The following is a 20168-nucleotide window of genomic DNA, read 5'->3' as shown; positions in this document are numbered from 1 at the left end:
TGCCTTTCGCCGCCTCAAGACCCGTCTTCCGATCAAGACCGGCCCTCGCCAAATCGCTCCAGCGAAGACGGGACGGCGGTTCCAGACGTGTTCGATGGTTACTTTGTACAGGAAATACAGGTTACTTGTACATCTGATATTGACTTGTACAACACCTGCAATATGATGACCTCAAGTTGTACATCAATCCTGTTTGTACAAGTGAGGTACGTCATGCACACCACACTCCCCACGCCCAAGATCGGAATCAGCGCCTGCCTGCTGGGCAATCCGGTGCGCTTCAACGGCGGCCACAAGGAATCGCGTCTGTGCAGCGAAACCCTCGCACAGCACTTCGAATTCGTGCCGGTGTGCCCTGAAGTGGCTATTGGGCTCGGTACGCCGCGCGAGCCTATTCGGCTGGTAGGTGACACCGAAACGCCGCGGGCGGTAGGCACCGTTCGACCCGAGCTGGACGTGACCGATGCACTGGCCGCCTATGGCCGGCAGATCGCCGAACAGCTGCACGACATCAGTGGCTACATCCTGATGCAGAAGTCGCCGTCCTGCGGCATGGAGCGAGTGAAGGTCTATGCCGCCAACGGCCATACCCTGCCCGGTGGCGGCACCGGCGTGTTCGTCCAGGCGCTGATGCAAGCGCGGCCGGACCTGCCAATAGAGGAAGACGGCCGGCTGAACGATGCCGTGCTGCGCGAGAACTTCCTGACCCGCGTCTACGCCTACGCCGACTGGCAGCGACTGCTGCACGGTGGACTGACGCGCCGCGCCATCGTCGACTTCCACTCCCGGTACAAGTACCAGCTGATGGCCAGCAATCCGTTGCAGTACAAGGCCCTCGGCCGGCTGGTGGCGAACCTGGCCGAGCACGATCTGGACGAATTCGCCGCGCGCTACTTCAGCCAGATGATGCAGGCGCTGAAGAAGCCTGCCACCCGCGGCACACACTGCAATGTGCTGTTGCATCTGAGCGGCTACCTGAAGGATGCCCTGGGCTCCGAGGATCGCCGCGAGATGCGCCACCTCATCGATCAATACCGCGCCGGGGTGATTCCGCTGGTGGTGCCGCTGACGCTGCTCAAGCACCACTTCCGCCGCCATCCCGATCACTACATCGCGCGCCAGGCCTACCTGCAACCGCACCCGGAAAGCCTCAGCCTGCGCAACGGAATCTGACCATGCCCGAACCACTGGACCAGAGCCAGATGACTGCGGACGGCCTGCTGCCGATCCGCGAAGTCGCCCGCATCACCGGTGTCAACGCCGTGACCCTGCGCGCCTGGGAGCGGCGTTACGGACTGATCGTGCCGTTGCGCACCGCCAAGGGCCATCGGCTGTACGAAGAGGCGCATATTCAGCGCATCCGCGACATCCTCACCTGGCTCAACCGCGGCGTGGCGGTCAGCCAGATCAAGCCGCTGTTGGACACCAGCACGCCCCCGGAACTGCCTCAGGCGAACCAGTGGTCGGAGCTACTGGACGAACTGCTGCAGGCCATCGAACGCCTCAGCGAACGGCAGCTGGACGATGCCTTCAATCGCGCCATGGCGCTGTATCCGCCACGCACGCTATGCCAACACCTGCTGCATCCGTTGCTGGATCGGCTCGACCTGCGCTGGCAGGGGCAGTACGGCGCCGCGCTGGAGCGGGCGATGTTCAGCTCCTGGCTGCGCAGCAAGCTGGGCACGCGCATCTACTTCAACAACCGCCAGCAGGCCGGCCGGCCGCTACTGATCGTCAACCTCGACGAAGAAGCCTTCAGCCCCGATCTCTGGATAGCCGCCTGGCTGGTTTCCAGCACCGACTGCCCGGTGGATGTCGTGGAATGGCCGGTTCCGCTGACCGAATTGTCCCTGGCGCTGGAGCGCATGCGGCCACGCGGCGTGCTCCTGCATGCCAGCAAGGCGCTGCCTGGCGACTGCCTGCAGCGCCAACTGCCACGCCTGCTCGAACATAGTGCCGCGCCGCTGTTGCTGACCGGGCCGGCTGCCCACATCCACGCGCTTGAACTGCGCCGCCACCGCGAGCTGCTACTGGCCGATCACCCGCTCGGCGCACTGCAGCAGTTGCATGAAGCCGGCCTGCTGCCCGGTAGTGAAGGACGTTCATCATGACCCAGCTGCTCTGGCTGCGCAGCGATCTGCGCGTCAGCGACAACACCGCGCTGGCCGCTGCGATGGCAGCCGGCCCGACCGTCGCCCTGTACCTGATCACACCGTGCCAGTGGCTCGCCCACGACGACGCCCCGTGCAAGGTGGATTTCTGGCTGCGCAACCTCGTCGCGCTATCCGAGCAGCTGCACGCACTCAACGTGCCGTTGCTGATTCGTGAAGTGGACGACTGGACGGCGGCTCCCGACGCCCTGCTCAGGGTCTGTCAGCAGCTGGGCGTGCAGGGCGTGCATTGCAACGACGAGTACGGCGTCAACGAGCAGCACCGCGACCAGGCAGTGGCCGAGCGCCTGCAGGGCGCCGGCGTCAGCCTGCGTCGGCATCTGGATCAGCTGCTGTTCGCGCCAGGCACGCTGCGCACTCAGTCCGGCGGCTACTTCAAGGTGTTCAGCCAGTTCCGCAAGGCCTGCCTGGCGCGGCTGAGCGTTTCGCCACCGCTCTGTATCCCGCGACCGGCGGCTCAGCCACCCTTGCCCATCGTCAGCGATCCGCTACCCACGGCAGTGGCCGGCTTCCCGCCGCCGACCGATTATCTGCGCGCGCTCTGGCCGGCCGGCGAGACCTTCGCCCAGCGCCGCCTGGCCTCGTTCGTCGAAGACGACCTGGAGCAATACCACCAGCGCCGCGACTTGCCGGCCGAACCGGGCACCAGCCAGCTTTCGCCCTATCTGGCGGCCGGCGTGATTTCCATCCGCCAGTGTCTGCATGCCGCGCTCTGCTACAACCAGGGCGAACTGGTCAGCGGCGCCAGCGGTGCCACGACCTGGATCAACGAGCTGCTCTGGCGCGAGTTCTACAAACACATCCTGGTGGGCTACCCACGGGTGTCGATGCACCGCGCCTTCCGCCCGGAAACCGAGGCGCTGCCCTGGCGGCGCGCCCCGTACGAGCTGGAAGCCTGGCAGCAGGGCCGCACCGGTTTTCCCATCATCGATGCCGCCATGCGCCAGCTGCGTGAAACCGGCTGGATGCACAATCGTCTGCGCATGATCACCGCCATGTTCCTCAGCAAGAACCTGCTGATCGACTGGCGTGAGGGTGAGCGCTGGTTCATGCGCCACCTGATCGACGGCGACCTGGCCGCCAACAATGGCGGCTGGCAGTGGAGCGCGTCCACCGGCACGGATGCAGTGCCCTACTTCCGCCTGTTCAACCCCACCAGCCAGTCGCAGCGCTTCGATCCGGACGGGCAGTTCCTGCGTCGCTGGCTGCCTGAGCTGCAACACCTGAGCCGCCGGGACATTCACAGCCCGGCCACGCACCACAACCTGTTCGGGGTCATCGAGTACCCCACGCCGATCGTCGATCTGGGGAAAAGCCGCGCGCGCGCCCTGGATGCCTTCCGCAACCTGCCGGAGGGTCGGCCATGAGCGCCTTCCTGCAACGTTTCGCAGAAGAATTCGCCCGCCTGAACGCGGGCAATCTCGAGCGCCTGGCGGACCTGTACAGCGCTGATGTGCATTTCACCGACCCGCTGCACGAGGTATGCGGTCTGGATGAACTGCAGCGCTATTTCAGCGAGCTGTACGCCAACGTCGAGCAGCTGCATTTCGAGTTCATCGGCCATGATCTGGTCGCAGACGGCCAGGGTTATCTGCGCTGGGTCATGAGTTACCGCCATCCGCGGCTCAATCGGGGCCGGCTGATCAGCCTGGAAGGCTGCTCGCTGTTGCGCTGGAACGCCGAAGGCAAGGTCGAGCGGCACCGCGACTACTTCGATGCCGGTGCGCTCATCTATCAGCATGTGCCGCTGCTCGGCAGCGCCATACGCTGGCTGCAGCGGAGACTCGCATGAACCTGTCACGCCGTATCTGGCTGACCGGTGCCAGCAGTGGCATCGGCCAGGAACTTGCGCGCCAGCTGTTGGCCGCTGGTCATTGCCTGGCCCTGTCGGCGCGTCGCGCGGAACCACTCGAGGCCTTCGCCCGGCGCTATCCGGGGCAGGTCCTGGCGCTCCCCGGCGACCTCACCGATCTCGAGCAGGTACGTGCCATCGGCGCGGCCATCGATTCGCATTGGGGCGCATTGGACAGCGTGATCCTCAATGCCGGCACCTGCGAGTACATCGAGGTACAGCATTTCGAAGCAGCTCTGCTCGAGCGCGTGATTCAGACCAACCTGATCTCGGCCGGGTACTGCATCGAAGCCGCGCTGCCCCTGTTGCGCCGGGGCGTGCGGCCACAACTGGTCGGCATCGGCAGTTCGGTCACCTGGCTACCGTTGCCGCGGGCTGGCGCCTATGGCGCCTCGAAAGCCGCGCTGCGTTATCTGCTCGAATCCCTGCGCCTGGACCTCGCCGGCGAAGGGATCGATGTCACCCTGGTCAGCCCGGGCTTCGTCGACACCCCGCTGACCCGCCGCAACGATTTCCCGATGCCCCTGCGCTGGCCGGTCGAAAAGGCCGCGCGGCATATCGCCAGGCGCCTGGAGCGTCGCCCGCTGAACATCAGCTTCCCCGCTGTATTCATCGGCGGCCTGCGCCTGCTCTCACTGCTGCCCGCGCGCCTGCAACTCGCCCTGGGCCGGCGAATGGCCCGCTCGCAGCTCAAGGAAGGATAAGCATGAAGATCGCCATCATCGGCAGCGGCATTGCCGGCCTCACCTGTGCACACCTGTTGCGCCGCCAGCATCAGGTCACCGTGTTCGAATCGGCCAGCTGGATCGGCGGGCATACCCATACCGTCGACGTCCGCGTGCACGGGCAGGACTATGCCGTGGACACCGGATTCATCGTCTTCAACGACTGGACCTACCCTAATTTCATCAAGCTGCTGAGCCAGCTGGGCGTGAGCTACAAACCGACCGAGATGAGCTTCTCGGTAAGCGACCCGATCAGTGGCCTGGAATACAACGGGCACGACCTGAACACGCTGTTTGCCCAGCGCAGCAACCTGTTTTCACCGGCGTTCTGGAGCATGATCCGCGACATCCTGCGCTTCAATCGCGAAGCTCTGGATGACTATCGCAACGGTCGCATCGCCCCGCACCTGACGCTGGGCGCCTACCTGCAACTGGGCCGTTACGGTCAGCGTTTCATCGACCACTACATCGTGCCGATGGGCGCGGCAATCTGGTCGATGTCGCTGGCAGACATGCTCGCGTTTCCGCTGGAGTTCTTCATCCGCTTCTTCAAGAACCACGGGCTGCTATCGGTCAGCGCGCGGCCACAGTGGTACGTGATCGAGGGCGGTTCGAGGGCCTATGTATCACCACTGACCAAGGGCTTCAGCGAGCATATCCGCCTCAACTGCCCGGTCTTCGAAGTGCTGCGCGATGCCCATGGCGTGACGCTGCACAGCCCCGCGGGTGCCGAGCGCTTCGACAAGGTGGTCTTCGCCTGCCACAGCGATCAGGCGCTGCGCCTGCTGGCCGAGCCGAGCCGCGCCGAACGGGAGATCCTCGGCGCGCTCGAGTACGCCAGTAACGACGTGGCGCTGCATACCGACACCCGCCTGCTGCCCGAACGCCGCCGCGCCTGGGCGAGCTGGAACTATCGACTCGGCGGGCCGAGCGAGCAGCCCGCCGCTGTGACCTACAACATGAACATCCTGCAGGGTATCGAGGCGCCGGAAACCTTCTGCGTCAGCCTCAACCAGACCCAGGCCATCGATCCCGAGCTGATCCTCGCGCGCTTTACCTACGATCACCCGCAGTTCAGCCTGGCTGGCGTCGCAGCGCAGGCCCGCGCCGATGAGCTGCTCGGGGCCAACCACAGCTATTTCTGCGGCGCCTACTGGGGCAATGGATTCCACGAGGATGGCGTGGTCAGCGCCCTGCATGTGGCCGGCGCCTTCGGAGAAATGCTGTGAGCGGCGTCATCGAACACAGCGCGCTGTACCGCGGCTGGGTGCAGCATCGCCGCTTCGCGCCCCGTGTGCATGCGTTCAGCTACCGCATGGGATTGCTGTACCTGGACCTCGCCGAGCAGGACGCCGTGCTCGGTCTGTCCGCCCTGACCGGCCGCGGTCGGTTCGCGCCGTTGTCCTTCCGCGAGCAGGACTATCTGCCCGAATACACCCGCCAGGGCATCGCCCTGGCCGATGCCGTGCGCCAACGTGTCAGCGAGGCGCTGGGTCGACCTGTCAGCGGTGCCGTGCGCCTGCTGACCCAGCCGCGCAGCTGGGGACTGTGCTTCAACCCAGTGAGCTTCTTCTACTGCTTCGACGAGCAGGAGCAGCTGACTGCCGTGCTCTGCGAAGTCAGCAATACGCCCTGGCGTGAACGTTATCACTACGTGCTGCCGGCCAGCGGCAATCGCAACCTGCGTTGCTCGGTAGCCAAGACCTTTCATGTGTCGCCGTTCCTGCCCGGCGACCTGGAATACCGCATGCGCTTCAACCCGCCCGGCCAGCGCATCGGCGTGCACATGGAGGACTGGCAGGGCGACCGCAAGCTGTTCGACGCCACCCTTGGCCTGCAGCGCGAGGCGCTGACCCGCGGCGCCGTATACCGCTACCTGCTGGGCTTCCCCTGGATGACCGGCAAGACGTTGCTGGCCATCTATTGGCAGGCCCTGCGCCTGTTGCTCAAGCGCACGCCGATCTTCACCCACCAGCCCGCCGCGACTTCTTACGGGCTGGCCGTCACGCAACCCTCCGGAGACCATCATGAAAAGCCCTAGCCTGACCGTCAAAGCCCGCCCGCTGGCCGGCGTGGGCCTGGCCAGCAGCCTGCTGCGCCGTACCGTGCTGAATCAGCTCGAGCACCTGCGTCACGGGTTGCTGCGCGTGCAAGATGGCGATGTCTGCCAGTTGTTCGGTGATCTGGCGAGCCCGCTCAAGGCGGACATCCATGTGACCGACAGTGCCGCCTGGGGCCTGATCGCCGCGCGCGGTTCGATCGGCGCCGGCGAAGCCTACATCCATGGCTACTGGCACAGCCCGGACCTCACCGCGGTGATCCGCCTGTTCGTCGCCAACCTGGATGTGCTCGACAACATCGAGCGCGGCAGCCTGGCACTGTTCGGCCAGCCGGTGATCAAGGCCCTGCACTGGCTCAACCGCAACACCCGCAGCGGCTCGCAACGCAACATCGCCGCTCACTACGACCTCGGCAACGAGCTGTTCGAGCAGTTTCTCGACCCGACCATGATGTACTCTGCGGCGATGTTCACCAGCCCCGAGCAGGATCTGGAGCAGGCACAGCTGCACAAGCTCGAGCGCATCTGCGAGAAGCTCGACCTGCAGCCCGACGACCACCTGCTGGAGATCGGCACCGGCTGGGGCAGCATGGCGCTGTACGCTGCGACCCACTACGGCTGTCGCGTGACCACTACCACCCTGTCGCGCGAGCAGTTCGCCTACACCCAGCGACGCATCGAAGAACAGGGCCTGCAGGACCGCATCACCCTGCTGCTGAAGGACTATCGCGATCTCGACGGCCAGTTCGACAAGCTGGTGTCCATCGAGATGATCGAGGCCGTCGGCCACGACTTCCTGCCGACCTACTTCCGCCAGTGCGCGCGGCTGCTCAAGGACGACGGCCTGATGCTGTTGCAGGCCATCACCATCCGTGACCAGCGCTATGAGCAGGCACGGCGCAACGTCGACTTCATCCAGCGCTACATCTTCCCCGGCGGCGCCCTGCCCTCGCTGCAGCGCATGCTCAACGTGGTGTCGCAGGACACCGACATGAACCTGCTGCACATGGAGGACTTCGGCGAGCACTACGCACGCACCCTGCGCCTCTGGCACGAAAACTTCCGCCGCGCCCGCGGCGAGCTGGAGCGCCACGGCTACGACGACTACTTCTACCGGCTGTGGGAGTTCTACCTGTGCTACTGCGAAGGCGGCTTCCTCGAGCGCGCCATCGGTACTGCGCAGCTGCTGCTGGCCAAACCGGGCGCTCGTCGGAAACCGCTCTATGTAGCGTCAAGCAGCAGCGCCGAGACCCGATAACACCTGCGCCTACCTACCGGAGTCTTTCATGAGCAGCGAGAGCGTCACGTTGCAAGCGTATTACCTCAAGGCCGACCGCATCATGCTCGGCGTCATCTGGTTTCTGGTGGCGTACGGCCTGGCGATCGCGGTGTTCTATGAAAACTGGGCCCAGGCCCTGGTGATCGGAGGCCTTACCGGGATCGCGCTCACCGCGCTGTACCTGCTCATTCCCGGCACACGCCTGCTGCGCTGCCTGATCGGCGCCGCGTTCATGGTGCTCGCCGCGCTGCACATCAACCAAGCCCACGGCATGCTGGAAATGCACTTCGGCATCTTCGCCCTGCTGGCGTTCCTGGTGTACTACCGCGACTGGCTGCCGATCGTGGTCGCGGCAGCGACCATTGCCGTGCATCACCTCGGCTTCTTCGCCCTGCAGCAACAAGGTGCCGGCGTGTACCTGATGCCCGAAGGCAGCTGGCCTGCGGTATTCCTGCATGCCTTCTATGTCGTGCTGGAGAGCGCGATCCTGATCTACCTGGCCATTCGTGCCAACGCCGAAGCCCGTGAGGGCGATGCCCTGCTGAGCACGGCCGGAGCCATCAGCGCAAACCCGGAGCACATCGACCTGCGTCACCGCAGCGAAGTCAGCGGGCCGGTAGCGCGCCGTTTCAACCTGCTGCTCGACCAGCTCGGTGCCCTGGTGGGTGCGGTGGTACGCGACACCGGCGGCCTCGGCGGCACCGCCACCAGCCTGAGCCAGGCGACACGCCAGCTTCGCGACGGTGCCAGCCGACAGCTCGACGAAACCGCCTACATCGTCGAAGCCATGCGGCAGATGGCGGTAGCCATCGATGATGTCGCCGCCCATGCCGACCGCGCCGCACAGGCCGCGCAGGGCGCCAGCCAGCAGGCCGGCCAGGGGCGCAGTGCAGTGAGCGGCGTGCGCAGCGAGATCGGCACACTCGCCGAACACATCGAAGGCACCGAGCTCGTGGTGCAGGAGCTGGCCACGCAATCGGCACAGATCGACCGGGTGCTGGAAGTGATCCGTACGATTGCCGAACAGACCAACCTGCTGGCGCTCAACGCGGCCATCGAAGCCGCACGGGCCGGCGACCAGGGTCGCGGCTTCGCCGTGGTCGCCGACGAAGTGCGCAACCTGGCGCAGAAGACCGCTGCCTCCACCACCGAGATCCAGGAAATCATCAGCCGCCTGCAGCACGGCAGTCGCAAGGCCACCGAGGCCATGCAGAACAGCCGCGCAAGCGTCGCCCGCTGTGTCAGCAGCAGCCAGCAGACAACCGCGCTACTGGATGCTATCGCCAGCGAGGTCGAAGCGATCAGTCGGATGAACGAGATGATCGCCGCGGCCACCCACCAACAGACTGCAGTATCGGCCGATGTCGGTCGGCACCTGCATAGCGTGCAGCAGGTCGCCGAGCGCAATGCTGACGGTGCCAGTCAGCTGGACAACGATGGCCGTCAGCTGCATGTACTGGCAGCCCGTCTCGGAAGCCTGGGCGCCCGCTTCATCGTGCAGTGAGGCCGCTCTCAGCGGTGCCAGCCGCGCCCGGCCGAGCTGCCGATGGCTTCGGCGTCGAACTGTTCGAAGGCCGCACATACCGCGGCCACCAGCAGGCGCGCATGGGACGGTATGCGCAGCCCGTAGTCGTTCAGCTCGATCACGCCATCGGCATGCAGTCGCCGCAGCGCGGGCCAGTGCCGCGCGTAGCGCTGGCGGACATCGACGCCGTGCTGTGCGGCGAGCGCCGCGAAATCCAGTTCGAAGGTGCAGACCAGGCGCTCGAACAGCGCGCGGTGCAGACGGTCCAGATGAAGCGGGTGCAGCCCACTGGCGCTGGGCAGCTGGCCCTGCTCGATGGCTCGTTGATAGGCGGGAAGCGTATCGGCGTTCTGGCAGTACAGCTCGCCGATGCGGCTGATGGCACTGATGCCAATGCCGAGATGATCGCAGTCGCCGTGCAGCGTGTAGCCGGCGACGTCGTGGTGCAGCACGCCGATTTCCTGCCCCATGGCCAGGTCATCATGCGGCAGAACGAACTTGCCCAGGCCGATGTAGCGATAGCCGGCCGCGCTGAGCTGCTCGACACCATGCCGGTACATCGCCAGGGTATCGGCAATCGAGGCCAACCCCAGACGGCTGCCGCCCACCGGCGCGGCATCACGGTAATCGAACATCGTCACCTGATCGGGCGCGAGTTCGATGATCGAGGCCAGCTTGCGGGCGAAGCTCGCCGGTGTCTGCCAGGACCGGCCGTAGCCAAGATCCAGGTTCACCGAGCGATAGTGCAGCGCGTGCGCCGCCTCGATCACCGCACGAATACGCGCGGAGCTGCGGAAGTAGGCCACCGTGCCACCGTCGTCGGCGCGCAGGTCCGGAACGCTGACGCTGAGTTGGTTGAAGCCCAGCTCATGCAGCGCACCGATCAATGGCCAGTCGGCGTGCGCCAACTCGATTTCGGCAGTGAAACTGGCCGCGCCACTCTCGGCCAGCTGGAAGCGGGCCTTGAGCACGCCGACCAGCCGGCGCAGCGCAGCGATACCCAGCGTGCCGACAGACAGGCGCAACTGCTCGACCTGCTGGGACGGCCCGACATGGCAGGCAAGCTGTTCGATCTCATGCTGCAGGCTCAGCTGATACGCAGCCGCATCGTCGGCCGGCAGGGCTGACCCGACGGGCTGCCGGACCGACAGCGACAACGGCCGACCGGCGCGCCGACTTTCTCGCAGCGCGCGTAGCAGGTCCAGCGGCGCGATGCGGTCGGTGAAATCGAACACGGCCGGATAGCCGCATTGCAGCTGACCGATCTGACCGTAACGTTGCACCAGGCCGTCGTCCCAGTTCACTGAGCCAAGCATAAGAGCCTCCCGGCATCGAATAGCGCTTTTGCAGCCGTTGAAGTTTCATCGCCAGCCGCATTGCCACAGCTGGTGACTACGCCGGTGGTGGCGTTTCAGGCCGGCGCAACAACGCTCACGGCCGCCTTGGACGCATCATCCGTGAGCCGCTACGGGCGGCGTTGACCCCCGTCAAGTAGGTGACAAATGGCGCCAACCATCAGCCGGACGGTCAGAAAGCCGGCGACACCCCACGCATTCGGCGCTGGCCGGCGGGCTTTGGGAAACGCGCGGCAGGTGGTATTGGTAGCCCTACTCTGCTGACAGGAGCCGAACATGCAAGCAACCGAGCTGCCCGCGGCGCTGGCTGCGGCGACCCGTGTCGTCGTCTTTACCGGGGCCGGCGTCTCTGCCGAAAGTGGCATCCCGACCTTTCGCGACGCGCTCAGTGGGCTGTGGGAGCGCTTCGACCCCGCCGCGCTGGCCACAGCGGAAGCCTTCCGTCGCGACCCCGCGCTGGTCTGGGGCTGGTACGAATGGCGGCGCATGCAAGTGGCCAAGGCACAACCAAACCCGGCGCATCAGGCTATTGCCGAGCTGGCCCGCCATGTGCCGCAGCTCACGCTGATCACGCAGAACGTCGACGACCTGCACGAGCGCGCCGGCAGCCGCGAGGTGATCCACCTGCACGGCAGCCTGCACCGGCCGCGCTGCTTCGACTGCGCTCGCGAGCCGGCCGAGCCGCTGCCCGTGCCCGACGAGCCGGAAGGCGGGCGTCGTCTCGAGCCGCCACGCTGCACTCATTGCAGCGGATCGCTGCGGCCGGGCGTGGTCTGGTTCGGTGAGAGCCTGCCGGATGATGCTTTGCGCGCCGCCTTCGCCGCAGCACAAGACTGCGACCTGTTGCTCTCGGTCGGCACCTCCGGAATGGTCTACCCCGCCGCCGAGGTGCCACATCGGGCACGCGACGCCGGCGCCACGGTGGTGCATATCAACCCGCAGGGTGACGCGCCGCAGGGCCGCCGCGAACACCTGCTCGCACTGCCCGCCGGGCAGGCATTACCGCAGCTGCTCCGCGAGGCCTTCGGTAGCTAAGGCAGCATGTAGATCGCCCCAAAGCAGTGAGCGTATAGCGCCTGTCGCACCGAAGTGGTTCAGCCGCCTCGTGCGGCAGGCTGCGAATCAACCCCCAGACAAACCCGCGCGGGCCCGCCAACTGTGGCCTGCAGCGGTGCACCAACGCAGCTGGCACGCAACCTGCAAAATCCCTTGCAACAGCTGCCACCACGGCAGCACGTCCCAGGCGGTCACCGACGACCGCCTGCCAGCAGGCACGGGACCGGGTGACGCAGGCAACGACGCCAGGCCAATCGCCCCCACACATATTTGAAACCAGGCAAAGGCGCCTGGAGCTGACCCCAAGCTCCAGGCGCCTTTTTGCGTTTTGCCGGCCGCGTGCCGCAGCCGCTCGAGAGGAAAGGCTATGAGTTCAACCGTCACCCCGCTCAAGCACGAGACATTGGTCATTGTCGGCAACGGCATGGTCGGGCATCACTGCATCGAACAGCTGATCGAACAGGACGCCCTCGCCCGCTACGACGTGCACGTCTTCGGCGAGGAACACCAGCGCGCTTACGACCGCGTGCACCTGTCCGAGTACTTCGGCGGCCGCGATGCCGAATCGTTGGCGATGTGCAATGCCGATTACTACAGCAGCCACGGCGTAAAGGTCCACCTGGGCGAGCAAGTGCTGGAGATCGACCGCGAGCGCAAGGAAGTGGTCACCGGCAGCGGTCGCCAGCCCTACGACAAGCTGATCCTCGCCACCGGCTCCTACCCCTTCGTACCTCCGATTCCAGGTGCCGAGGGCAACTCGCGACTGGTCTACCGCACCCTCGAGGATCTCGATGGCATTCGCGCTGCCGCCAGCGGCGCACGCCGCGGGGTGGTGGTCGGCGGCGGCTTGCTCGGCCTGGAGGCGGCCAACGCGCTGAAGTCGCTCGGCCTGGAAGCCCACGTGGTCGAGTTCGCCCCGCGCCTGATGCCGGTGCAGCTGGACGATGCCGGCGGCGCGGCGCTGAAGGCGCGCATCGAGGCGCTGGGCGTCGGTGTGCACCTGTCGCGCGCCACCCAGGAAATCGTCGCCGGCGAGCAACACGCCTACCGCATGGTTTTCCAGGATGGTGAGTTTCTCGAAACCGACCTGATCGTGTTCTCCGCCGGCATCCGCCCGCAGGATGCCCTCGGCCGAGTCGCGGACCTAGAGATCGCCGCGCGCGGCGGCATCGTCATTGACAGCGAATGCCGCACCTCGGACCCGGCGATCTTCGCCATCGGCGAATGCGCCAGCTGGAACGGCAGCGTATTCGGCCTCGTCGCGCCGGGCTACAGCATGGCGCGCAGTGTCGCCGCGCAGCTGGCCGAGAAACCGCACGAGCCGTTCTACGGCGCCGACATGTCGACCAAGCTCAAGCTGCTCGGCGTCGATGTAGGCTCCATCGGCGATGCCCATGGCGCGACCCCGGGCTCGCGCAGCTACCGCTTCATCGACGAGGCGACCGCCAGCTATCGCCGTCTGGTGGTATCCGCCGATGGCAAGACCGTGCTCGGCGCGGTGCTGGTCGGCGACAACAGCTACTACGACACCCTGCTGCAGTACGCGCAGAACGGCATCAAGCTGCCGGCCGATCCGTCCGCGCTGATCCTGCCGCAGACCGAGGGCGCTCCGACCCTTGGCCCGGACGCCCTGCCGGCCAGCGCGACCATCTGTTCCTGCCACAACGTCAGCAAGGGCGCGGTGTGCTGCCAGGTCGACGCTGGCGTCACCGACCTCGGCGAGCTCAAGGCCGCGACCAAGGCGGCCACCGGCTGCGGCGGCTGCAATGCCCTGCTCAAGCTGGTGTTCGACGCCGAACTGGCAGCGCGCGGCGTGGCGGTGGACAAGAGCCTGTGCGAGCACTTCGCCTACACCCGCCAGGAGCTGTACGGCATCGTCCGAGTCGAGGGCATCCAGAGCTTCGCCGAACTGCTGGCCAAGCATGGTCGCGGGCATGTCGGTTGCGACATCTGCAAGCCGACGGTGGGTTCGATCCTCGCCTCCTGCTGGAACCAGCCGATCACCGATCCGGCGCTGATTCCGCTGCAGGACACCAACGACACCTTCATGGCCAACATGCAGAAGAACGGCACCTACTCGGTGGTGCCGCGCATCCCGGGTGGTGAGATCACGCCCGAGGGGCTGATTGCCATCGGCCAGGTGGCGAAGAAATACGACCTCTACACCAAGATCACCGGCGGCCAGCGCATCGACCTATTCGGCGCTCAGCTGCACGAACTGCCGGACATCTGGGGCGAGCTGATCGCCGCCGGCTTCGAGACCGGCCACGCCTACGGCAAGAGCCTGCGCACGGTGAAATCCTGCGTGGGCAGCACCTGGTGCCGCTACGGCGTGCAGGACAGCGTCGGCATGGCGCTGCGCCTGGAGGACCGCTACAAGGGCCTGCGTGCGCCACACAAGATCAAGTTCGCCGTATCCGGTTGTACCCGCGAATGCGCCGAGGCGCAGAGCAAGGACATCGGCGTGATCGCCACCGACAAAGGCTGGAACCTCTACATCTGCGGCAACGGCGGCATGCGCCCGCGGCACGCCGAGCTGTTCGCCACCGACCTCGATGACGAGGCGCTGATCCGCATCATCGACCGCGTACTGATGTTCTACGTGCGTACCGCGGACAAGCTGCAGCGCACGTCGGTCTGGCGCGAGAGCCTGGAAGGCGGCCTCGATTACCTCAAGGCCGTGATCCTCGACGACAGCCTGAATCTCGCCGCCGAGCTGGAAAGCCAGATGCAGCACGTGGTCGACAGCTACCAGTGCGAGTGGGCCAACGCCATCAGCGACCCGGAAAAGCTCAAGCGCTTCCGCACCTTCGTCAACGACGGCCGCGGCGACCCCGACATCCATTTCGTCAAGGAGCGCGGCCAGCGTCGGCCGGTACGCGCCAGCGAACTTCACCTGATCCCACTTACCCAGGAGGTGCTCTGATGAGCCAGTCCAACGTCGTTCGTCTCGACTCCCGTTCCGCAGCCCCGGCGGCCTGGCAGGCACTGTGCAGCCGTGCCGATCTGGTCGCCAATTCCGGTGTAGTGGCCTGGCACGAAGGCGCCCAGGTGGCGCTGTTCCACCTGCCTGACAACGCCGAAGGCGAACAGTTGTTCGCCATCGACAACCGCGACCCCAAGTCCGGCGCCAACGTCATCGGCCGCGGCATCGTCGGCAGCCTCAAGGGCGAGCTGGTGATCGCCTCGCCGCTGTACAAGCAGCACTTCCGCCTGGCCGATGGCAGCTGCCTGGAATACCCCGAACAAAGCCTGCGGGTATGGCCGGTGCGCCTCAATGGCGATGCCGTGGAAATCGCCGTCGCCTGAATCCGCCGCCGGCGACGCGGCACAACCCACAACTTGCAAGTTTCTGCCCACTACTCGAGAGCATCCGCCATGTCCTACATAATCCCTTCGGAGTTCGCCACCAAGATGGTGGACGCCGGTGAATCGAAGATATTCATGTCCACCCGCGACACCCTGATCCGCGCCTTCATGGCCGGGGCGATCCTCGCCCTCGCCGCGGTGTTCGCCGTCACCATCACCGTGCAGACCGGTTCACCGCTGATCGGCGCCATGCTCTTTCCCGTCGGCTTCGTCATGCTTTACCTGATGGGGTTCGACCTGCTGACCGGGGTGTTCATGCTCACCCCGCTGGCATTGCTCGACCGTCGCCCCGGGGTAACCGTCGGCGGTGTACTGCGCAACTGGGGCTGGGTATTTCTGGGCAACTTCGGCGGTGCGCTGGCCGTGGCCTTCATGATGGCCTTCGTCTTCACCATGGGCTTTTCCACGGAGCCGGGGCCGATCGGCGAGAAGATCTCGCACATCGGCGAGGCGCGCACACTGGGCTACGCCGAGTTCGGCGCAGCGGGCTGGGCGACCATCTTCCTGCGCGGCATGCTGTGCAACTGGATGGTCTCGATGGGCGTGGTCGGCGCGATGATCTCCACCTCGGTCAGCGGCAAGGTCATCGCCATGTGGATGCCGATCATGCTGTTCTTCTTCATGGGCTTCGAGCATTCGGTGGTGAACATGTTTCTGTTCCCCTCGGCGATGATCATGGGCGGCGACTTCTCGGTGATGGACTACATGCTGTGGAACGAAATCCCCACCGCACTGGGCAACCTGGTCGGCGGCCTGGCCTTCACCGGCCTGACGCTCTACACCACCCATGTGCGCACCGCACCCAAGCGCACCGTCTACTGACCCTGGAGTGAACGAAGGCCCCGGCTCGCATGCGCGCCGGGGCTTTTGCGCAGATGAAGATGCCCAGCCAACTCGCCATTTCCCTCGGCCAGCATTCGGACCGCGGACGCAAACCGGCCAACCAGGACTTTCACGGCGCCTGCGTGCCCGCTGACGCCCAGCTCGCCAGCAAGGGCATCGCCGTTGCACTGGCCGATGGCATCAGCAGCAGCGAGGTCAGCCATATCGCCAGCGAAACCGCGGTGGCGAGCTTTCTTTCCGACTACTTCTGCACCTCCGACGCCTGGTCGGTGAAGCAGTCGGCGCAGCGGGTGCTGGTGGCGATCAATTCCTGGCTGCATGCGCAGACCCGCCACAGCCCGCACCGCTATGACCGCGACCGCGGCTATGTCTGCACCTTCAGCGCGCTGGTGCTCAAGTCCGCCAGCGCGCACCTGTTCCACATCGGCGATGCGCGCATCTATCGAATGCGCGACGGCGGCCTCGAACAGCTGACCGAAGATCACCGCGTGCGCGTGTCGGCCGATACCAGCTACCTCGGCCGCGCGCTGGGCATCGACCGGCACCTGGAGATCGACTACCGCACCCTGCCGCTGGCGGTCGGCGATCTGTTCCTGCTCGCCACCGATGGCGTCTACGAGCACATCGGCGCGCGGGATGCGGCGCAGCTCGTCGCCGAGCATGACGACGACCTCGACCTGGCGGCGCGCCGGATCGTCGAGCGGGCATTGGCCAACGGCAGCGACGACAACCTCACCGCACAGCTGGTACGCATCGACAGCCTGCCGGAGCAGACCGTCGACGACGTGCAGCGGCAACTCGGCGAACTGGCGCTGCCGCCACTGCTGGAGCCGCGCATGCAGTTCGACGGCTATCGCATCGTTCGCGAGCTGCACATCAGCAGCCGCAGCCATGTGCACCTGGCCGTCGACGAAGCCAGCGGCGCCAAAGTGGTGCTGAAGACGCCGTCGATGGATCTGCGGGGCGACGCGGCCTATCTGGAGCGCTTCCTGCTGGAGGAGTGGATCGCCCGCCGCCTGGACAATCCTCATGTGGTCAAGGCCTGCCCGCCACCGCGGCAGCGCCGCTACCTGTACACGGTGAGCGAATTTATCGATGGCCAGACGCTGGCGCAGTGGATGCTCGACCATCCACAGCCGGACCTGGAAACCGTGCGCGGCATCGTCGAGCAGATCGCCCGCGGCCTGCGCGCCTTCCACCGCCTGGAAATGCTGCACCAGGACCTGCGCCCGCAGAACCTGATGATCGACGCCACCGGCACCCTGAAGATCATCGATTTCGGCTCGACCCGCGTCGCCGGGCTCGCCGAGCGCAATGCGCCGGGCACGCAGGACAACCTGCTCGGCACCGCCGCCTATACCGCGCCGGAATACTTCCTCGGCGAGGCCGGCACGCCGCGTTCGGATCAGTATTCGCTGGCGGTGATTGCCTATCAGCTGCTCAGCGGTCGCTTGCCCTACGGCGCCGACGTTGCCAGGGCACGCACCACTGCAGCGCAGAAACGCCTGTGCTATCAGCCGCTGCGCCATGCGCAGCGCGATATCCCCGCGTGGATCGATGAAGTGCTGGGCAAGGCGCTGCATCCCGACCCGGCGCGGCGCTATGCCGAACTGTCGGAGTTCGTCTTCGAGCTGCGCCAGCCCAACCCGGCGTTTCTCAACCGGGCCCGCCTGCCGCTGCTGGAACGCAATCCGCTGCTGTTCTGGAAGGGCCTGTCGCTGCTGCTGGCCGGTACAGTCGTCGCGCTGCTGTTGCGCTAGCCGCGCTGGCGCAACAGTGCCGTGGCACCCTGAGGCTTGCGGGTGTACCAGAACACCCGGCTGACGCCGCGGGTGATCGCCACGTACCCCAGGCGCAGGCTTTCATCGGCCATGGCCTGGTCATAGCTGTTGCGGAAGAAACCCGAGTAGGCATACAGCGCATTGCGCAGCGGGTGCGGCTGCACCGGGGCGCAGTCGTCGACGATGATCGCTACCTCGGCCTGCAATCCCTTGGCGCGGTGGATGGTGTAGGCCTTGACCGGCAGCTTGCGGTCCAGCTGCGCCTGAATGGTCCGCAGCGGCTCGTTGCGCCGGCTGAGCAGCAGCACGGCAGTGCGTTCGCGGCTTTGCCGTTCGGCCACATGGGCGCACTGCGCAGTGATCGCCTCGATCAGCTTCGGCAGGCCCTTGTTCAGCTCGAAACCGGTGACCAGCTTTACCCCGTGGTCGCCGGGCTGCGTCGGCTTGCATGGCCGGCTGGTCTTGATCTGCTTGAACTGCACGCCGGCCAGCACCGCCTCGCCATCGCGAATCACCGGCTCGATGGAGCGGTAGTTGGTCTCCAGCAGCAGCGTCTCGCTGCCCTTGGCGCCACGCCGCGGGAAGTACTTGTCGAAGTCCATGAACAACTCCGGCGAACTGCCGCGCCAGCCGTAGATCGACTGCCAGTCGTCACCAATGGCCATCAGACTCGGGCCGACCTTCTGTCGCGCCAGCTGGCGATGCAGCGCTTGCAGCCACTGGACGATCTGCGGGGAAATGTCCTGAAATTCGTCGATCAGCAGGTGCTCGAACGGGGCAAGGCTGGCCTTTGGCATATCGGAGCCTGAGCCCAGGCGCTCGGTGAGCTGTTGAAAGGCCTCGTTGAAGGTCAGCAGCCCCTGCTCTCGCAACGCCGCTCTGAAGTAGCCATGGAAGCTCACCAGCGCCTCGATGAAATCCTTTTCACGCGACGCGCACTGCAATCTGGCCGCTTGCAACTGGTCGATGCGAATGCCGATGCTCTCGATAAACCCAGCCTGGGCGTAGAAGGCCTCGTACAGCGGCAGTGGCGTGAACTCGCCGGCCAGGGTGAAGGCATCCCCTGGCGCTTTCGGGGCAGCGCGCTTGCCCTGCTCGCTCTCGGTTGGCGGCGCAGGCAAGTCGAGCAGCCGATGCACCCGTTCGCGGAATGTCGCCTGCTCGGCGTAGCACTGCTGATAGGCCTGCTTGAGCAGGCGAACTTGCGCCGGACGCAGGCGTGCGGTGGCCAGCGGGTTGTCCGGCTCGTCCGCCGCGGCGGCCTTGTCGTCCAGCTGCTCGAACCACACCGGCCGGGCCAGCACCTCACGCGCCAGCTGCGCCATGGCCGAATGGAAGGTGCGCACGCACTGGCGCGCCTGCTGCGCATCGAACGGCACCTGCCAGAAGCCGAGCACCCGCACCAGCTGTTCGCGCAGCTGCGCGCAGGAGGCATTGGTAAAGGAAATGACTGTCAGCCGCCCAGGCTCGACGCCCATATGGCAGAGCATGAACACCACCCGCAGCAGCAAGGTGGTGGATTTGCCGGAGCCGGCGCCGGCGAAGATTCGCGTCACCGGGCTGCGGCTGAGGATCATCGCCCATTGCTCCTGCGACGGTGCGCTGATGATCCCGGCAGCCACCGCCTGCTCGACGCGGACGCGCATCGCCTGGACCTGCGCATCCTCAACCTTCAGTTGCGCAGCCGCATAGATGCCCTGAACGGCCGCCTTGCGCGGCTTGGCGGCGGCACGCGGCGGTCCTTCCGAGGTGCTCTTTGACTTGGCTGCAGGTTTGCCCTTGCGTTTGCTGGCCGCGGCCTTGTTCGCCTTGCCGGGCGCACCGCCCCAGCGACGAAACAACAGCTCGTCCTCATCACGCAGATGGGCCGAGGTACGTGGAAAACAGCGCTGCAGCACCCCGACGACCAGAGCCCTGTAACGCTTGACGGCAGAAAACATCGGAAATCACCGTGGGCATTGCATATCGTTGATATGGTACGGGTTTTTCCCTGTACGCTTGCCGCTGCAAGGACGAACAGCAGCGAATGGTGCCAGCAATCGCCTGCCTCGCCGGCACGACTTCTCGGGCAATCGGCTGTCCGAGCTGAACCAGCTCTCACCTGGACAGCCCTGCCCTGTCTTCATACCGGATACGGATCGCTACTGATGGAC

Annotated in this window: 16 protein-coding genes; 14 read left to right on the top strand and 2 right to left on the bottom strand. The window is 65.8% G+C overall.

Going from position 1 to position 20168, the window contains the following annotated elements:
* The first annotated feature begins 213 nt into the window (after positions 1-213).
* Genes ACX1DW_RS06220 through ACX1DW_RS06180 form a run of 9 tightly spaced genes read left to right on the top strand, consistent with a single transcriptional unit; the run spans position 214 to position 9590 of the window.
* On the top strand, positions 214-1173 hold the full coding sequence (locus ACX1DW_RS06220; RefSeq protein WP_458993013.1) for a YbgA family protein: 960 nt from the start codon (positions 214-216) through the stop codon (positions 1171-1173).
* A 2-nt stretch (positions 1174-1175) separates the two neighbouring features.
* A complete protein-coding gene (locus ACX1DW_RS06215; RefSeq protein WP_458993012.1) occupies positions 1176-2111 on the top strand; it encodes a MerR family transcriptional regulator in 936 nt (311 codons plus the stop codon).
* Entirely contained in the window at positions 2108-3538 is a 1431-nt protein-coding gene (phrB, locus tag ACX1DW_RS06210) for a deoxyribodipyrimidine photo-lyase (RefSeq protein ID WP_458993011.1), read from the top strand. Before ACX1DW_RS06215 ends, phrB begins: the two co-directional genes overlap by 4 nt.
* A complete protein-coding gene (locus tag ACX1DW_RS06205; protein ID WP_458993010.1) occupies positions 3535-3963 on the top strand; it encodes a nuclear transport factor 2 family protein in 429 nt (142 codons plus the stop codon). Before phrB ends, ACX1DW_RS06205 begins: the two co-directional genes overlap by 4 nt.
* Positions 3960-4727, top strand: a complete 768-nt coding sequence (locus tag ACX1DW_RS06200; protein ID WP_200599695.1) for an SDR family NAD(P)-dependent oxidoreductase — start codon at positions 3960-3962, stop codon at positions 4725-4727. Before ACX1DW_RS06205 ends, ACX1DW_RS06200 begins: the two co-directional genes overlap by 4 nt.
* A gap of 2 nt (positions 4728-4729) precedes the next feature.
* Positions 4730-5977 (top strand): NAD(P)/FAD-dependent oxidoreductase, encoded by a 1248-nt coding sequence (locus ACX1DW_RS06195; RefSeq protein WP_458993009.1) that lies wholly within the window; start codon positions 4730-4732, stop codon positions 5975-5977.
* Complete coding sequence (locus tag ACX1DW_RS06190; protein WP_458993008.1) at positions 5974-6789, top strand: DUF1365 domain-containing protein; 816 nt, start codon at positions 5974-5976, stop codon at positions 6787-6789. The genes ACX1DW_RS06195 and ACX1DW_RS06190 overlap by 4 nt, the downstream gene beginning before the upstream one ends.
* The gene (locus ACX1DW_RS06185; protein ID WP_458993007.1) at positions 6776-8065 is read left to right on the top strand and encodes a class I SAM-dependent methyltransferase; all 1290 of its coding nucleotides are present in this window, start codon (positions 6776-6778) and stop codon (positions 8063-8065) included. Before ACX1DW_RS06190 ends, ACX1DW_RS06185 begins: the two co-directional genes overlap by 14 nt.
* 28 nt (positions 8066-8093) lie before the next feature.
* Positions 8094-9590 (top strand): methyl-accepting chemotaxis protein, encoded by a 1497-nt coding sequence (locus ACX1DW_RS06180; protein WP_458993006.1) that lies wholly within the window; start codon positions 8094-8096, stop codon positions 9588-9590.
* An 8-nt stretch (positions 9591-9598) separates the two neighbouring features.
* Here ACX1DW_RS06180 and ACX1DW_RS06175 read toward each other — a convergent pair whose 3' ends face one another.
* Positions 9599-10927, bottom strand: coding sequence for an oxygen-independent coproporphyrinogen III oxidase (locus ACX1DW_RS06175; RefSeq protein ID WP_458993005.1), 1329 nt, complete (start codon positions 10925-10927; stop codon positions 9599-9601).
* Between the two features lie 315 nt (positions 10928-11242).
* Between ACX1DW_RS06175 and ACX1DW_RS06170 the strand changes: the two genes are divergently transcribed.
* The 5 genes from ACX1DW_RS06170 to ACX1DW_RS06150 all read left to right on the top strand — a co-directional run bounded on the left by ACX1DW_RS06170 (position 11243) and on the right by ACX1DW_RS06150 (position 17994).
* The gene (locus tag ACX1DW_RS06170) at positions 11243-12001 is read left to right on the top strand and encodes an SIR2 family NAD-dependent protein deacylase (protein ID WP_267932747.1); all 759 of its coding nucleotides are present in this window, start codon (positions 11243-11245) and stop codon (positions 11999-12001) included.
* A gap of 388 nt (positions 12002-12389) precedes the next feature.
* On the top strand, positions 12390-14948 hold the full coding sequence (nirB, locus tag ACX1DW_RS06165; RefSeq protein ID WP_458993004.1) for a nitrite reductase large subunit NirB: 2559 nt from the start codon (positions 12390-12392) through the stop codon (positions 14946-14948).
* Positions 14948-15331 carry a nitrite reductase small subunit NirD gene (gene nirD / locus ACX1DW_RS06160; protein ID WP_054094951.1) on the top strand — a complete coding sequence of 128 codons (384 nt, stop codon included), beginning with the start codon at positions 14948-14950 and terminating at the stop codon, positions 15329-15331. Before nirB ends, nirD begins: the two co-directional genes overlap by 1 nt.
* A 69-nt stretch (positions 15332-15400) precedes the next feature.
* The gene (locus ACX1DW_RS06155) at positions 15401-16213 is read left to right on the top strand and encodes a formate/nitrite transporter family protein (RefSeq protein WP_102841223.1); all 813 of its coding nucleotides are present in this window, start codon (positions 15401-15403) and stop codon (positions 16211-16213) included.
* A 59-nt stretch (positions 16214-16272) separates the two neighbouring features.
* Positions 16273-17994, top strand: coding sequence for a protein kinase domain-containing protein (locus tag ACX1DW_RS06150; protein WP_458993003.1), 1722 nt, complete (start codon positions 16273-16275; stop codon positions 17992-17994).
* Here ACX1DW_RS06150 and ACX1DW_RS06145 read toward each other — a convergent pair.
* Positions 17991-19955 carry a UvrD-helicase domain-containing protein gene (locus ACX1DW_RS06145; protein WP_458993002.1) on the bottom strand — a complete coding sequence of 655 codons (1965 nt, stop codon included), beginning with the start codon at positions 19953-19955 and terminating at the stop codon, positions 17991-17993. The genes ACX1DW_RS06150 and ACX1DW_RS06145 overlap by 4 nt on opposite strands.
* Positions 19956-20168: the final 213 nt, after the last annotated feature.

This window comes from Stutzerimonas sp. KH-1, from assembly GCF_054483855.1.
The sequence above is the reverse complement of the archived record's forward strand: the minus strand, read 5'-3'. Positions and strand labels throughout refer to the sequence as shown.

Coding starts and splice junctions, on each gene's coding strand:
- ACX1DW_RS06220 (WP_458993013.1), top strand. CDS start 214: ATGCACACCACACTCCCCACGCCCAAGATCGGAATCAGCGCCTGCCTG.
- ACX1DW_RS06215 (WP_458993012.1), top strand. CDS start 1,176: ATGCCCGAACCACTGGACCAGAGCCAGATGACTGCGGACGGCCTGCTG.
- phrB (WP_458993011.1), top strand. CDS start 2,108: ATGACCCAGCTGCTCTGGCTGCGCAGCGATCTGCGCGTCAGCGACAAC.
- ACX1DW_RS06205 (WP_458993010.1), top strand. CDS start 3,535: ATGAGCGCCTTCCTGCAACGTTTCGCAGAAGAATTCGCCCGCCTGAAC.
- ACX1DW_RS06200 (WP_200599695.1), top strand. CDS start 3,960: ATGAACCTGTCACGCCGTATCTGGCTGACCGGTGCCAGCAGTGGCATC.
- ACX1DW_RS06195 (WP_458993009.1), top strand. CDS start 4,730: ATGAAGATCGCCATCATCGGCAGCGGCATTGCCGGCCTCACCTGTGCA.
- ACX1DW_RS06185 (WP_458993007.1), top strand. CDS start 6,776: ATGAAAAGCCCTAGCCTGACCGTCAAAGCCCGCCCGCTGGCCGGCGTG.
- ACX1DW_RS06180 (WP_458993006.1), top strand. CDS start 8,094: ATGAGCAGCGAGAGCGTCACGTTGCAAGCGTATTACCTCAAGGCCGAC.
- ACX1DW_RS06175 (WP_458993005.1), bottom strand. CDS start 10,927: ATGCTTGGCTCAGTGAACTGGGACGACGGCCTGGTGCAACGTTACGGT.
- ACX1DW_RS06170 (WP_267932747.1), top strand. CDS start 11,243: ATGCAAGCAACCGAGCTGCCCGCGGCGCTGGCTGCGGCGACCCGTGTC.
- nirB (WP_458993004.1), top strand. CDS start 12,390: ATGAGTTCAACCGTCACCCCGCTCAAGCACGAGACATTGGTCATTGTC.
- nirD (WP_054094951.1), top strand. CDS start 14,948: ATGAGCCAGTCCAACGTCGTTCGTCTCGACTCCCGTTCCGCAGCCCCG.
- ACX1DW_RS06155 (WP_102841223.1), top strand. CDS start 15,401: ATGTCCTACATAATCCCTTCGGAGTTCGCCACCAAGATGGTGGACGCC.
- ACX1DW_RS06150 (WP_458993003.1), top strand. CDS start 16,273: ATGCCCAGCCAACTCGCCATTTCCCTCGGCCAGCATTCGGACCGCGGA.
- ACX1DW_RS06145 (WP_458993002.1), bottom strand. CDS start 19,955: ATGTTTTCTGCCGTCAAGCGTTACAGGGCTCTGGTCGTCGGGGTGCTG.